Annotated in this window: 1 protein-coding gene and 2 pseudogenes; 1 reads left to right on the top strand and 2 read right to left on the bottom strand. The window is 39.2% G+C overall.

The annotated features are described in order from the left end of the window. Nucleotides 1-133 (top strand): annotated as a pseudogene (locus EI164_RS15700) (IS1 family transposase); the annotation flags it as partial. 431 nt (nucleotides 134-564) lie between these two features. Here EI164_RS15700 and EI164_RS15695 read toward each other — a convergent pair. Next, nucleotides 565-1629 carry a 2,3-butanediol dehydrogenase gene (locus tag EI164_RS15695; RefSeq protein WP_192520911.1) on the bottom strand — a complete coding sequence of 355 codons (1065 nt, stop codon included), beginning with the start codon at nucleotides 1627-1629 and terminating at the stop codon, nucleotides 565-567. A gap of 495 nt (nucleotides 1630-2124) precedes the next feature. Beyond that, nucleotides 2125-2275 (bottom strand): annotated as a pseudogene (locus EI164_RS17235) (IS30 family transposase); the annotation flags it as partial.

Below are 2275 nucleotides of genomic sequence, written 5' to 3'. Positions count from 1 at the left end.
GGGTAATAACTGTCGCCTTAGACACCGATTAAGACGAGCGGTTAGAAAAACCTGTTGTTTCTCTAAGAAGCTCGATAATCACTTCAAAGTGTTTGATATGGTGTTCTTTTACATCAATTATGGCTACGTCTGATGCCAGCATACTTTTTAGAACACCACCTAAAATTTTAAAAACGTCTAATTCCCCACCTGACCCATACTGTCTCAGTCTTTGACTATCTAAAGTATGGGATTAGCATGGGATAGCATTTACTGCTCATATAGCATTACGATTTATATAAAACATATATATAACAAGGTATTAGCTATCGTATCGCTGCAGTGATTTAATTGTAAGGAGGTTTCGAGTCTCTCCAGCCCCACCATTTTCGGATAGTACATCTTAGACTAAATATCAAAACCTGCTTTTAGCAGGTTTTTTTGTGCCTGTTATTTGTATAAAAAATCCCCGCTAGTTAGCAGGGATTACATCAAAAGTATAATAACTAAAACCATAATAATTACTGGTTCAATCAGTCCGCACTTCAATCCTGATAGCACTGACTCATCGGCAATACGCTGTAATTATAGGTTTGGATTTACGATGATTTTTACCGCTGATTCATTATTGTGAATCAGTGTCTCAAAGCCTTTGGAGATCAAATCATCTAACGCGATACGCTGAGTAATAAAGGGCTCAAGATTGACCAGACCATCTTCTACAAGCTGAATCGTATCTTTGTGGTTATTAACATAGCCAATCGTACCACGCACATCAAGCTCTTTCATCACCACACTGTGTACGTTTACAGTAGCCGGATGACTCCAAATAGAAACAATTACCACCACACCTGTTGGTTTAGTCAGCTCAACCAAAGAGTCTAAAACAGCATTGACACTCGTACATTCAAAAGCAACATCAACACCCTCGCCTTCAGTGATTTTCATTACTTCTTCGGCCAAATCGTCTTTGGTAGGGTCAATAACATGATCGACAACACCACTATCAAGCGCTTTTTCTTTACGCTTGGCACTGAGCTCACTCATGATGACAGTGATACCTTTGGCTTTTAGTACGGCAGACAATAACAGACCAATAGGACCGCCACCACCAACCAAAGCCACATCACCTGCTTTAGCACCACTACGCACATATGCATGATAGCCAACAGCTAACGGCTCAATCAAAGCAGCTTGATCTAATGGAATATTATTGGCGATAGGATGTACCCAGCGGCGTTTTACAGCGATTTTTTCGGACAAACCGCCGCCACGGCCACCCAAACCAATAAAGTTCATATCTTTTGATAAATGATAATCCTCACCAGGTCCTGTTGGTACATCATCAGAGATGATATAGGGTTCAACCACGACATGCTGACCGACCTCAATATCATCAACACCTTCACCAACGGCGTACACCACACCTGAGAACTCATGCCCCATGGTAATTGGCGCTGACTCACCTGAAATAGGATGCGGATGACCACATGGAGGAATAAAGATGGGACCTTCCATAAACTCATGCAGATCCGTCCCACAGATACCGCACCATGCTACATCAATACCGACTGTACCTGCTTCTACTGTAGGCTCTGGAATATCTTCAATACGAATATCGCCTTTATCATAAAAACGTGCTGCTTTCATAAAAAACTCCTTCGTTGATAATCAACGCACTCTTGCTTGGTATGGTCAATTCTAAATAAAATAAATGCATTTTATATGACACGCGACTGAGTTAAGTTTTTACTTCAGACTGTGGCTATGCAGATAAAAGTGACGTAGATAAAAGTGGTAAAAACATCGCTCCAATCTTGCTAACTATTTTTTATATTGAATTGGCTATACGGTTATAAAATAGGCTAACGACAAAAGTTAATAAAAAATTTATACTTCATTATCCGACTCTAAAAAACACTCAAAGTATCAAAACTGTTAAGTATTGTTAAATATTGTTAAAAACTCACCTATACTATTTAGCAGACTATTTAAGGGGGTCAATACATCCATTATGCTCCGATATCTTCTTTCTGTTGATTTCGCCAATGCTTTATCTAGCTATGTTTAGCCCAGTTATAAATAATTTCGATATAGTCGGTTCAATATAATTTGAATACTTAGATTAACACACCAAGTGCAACGCTAATTAATATTATAGAACGCCTGCATAGGCGTCTTAAACCCTAATCGTTTTCTTGGTCTGTTGTTTAATTTGTTCTCAATGTCCTGCATCTCATCATCAGAGACTTGTCTAAAGTCACAACCCTTAGGCAAGTACTCTCTGATAAGGCCG

This window comes from Psychrobacter sp. FME13, from assembly GCF_014861395.1.
In the GTDB taxonomy this organism is placed as follows: domain Bacteria; phylum Pseudomonadota; class Gammaproteobacteria; order Pseudomonadales; family Moraxellaceae; genus Psychrobacter.
The sequence above is the reverse complement of the archived record's forward strand: the minus strand, read 5'-3'. Positions and strand labels throughout refer to the sequence as shown.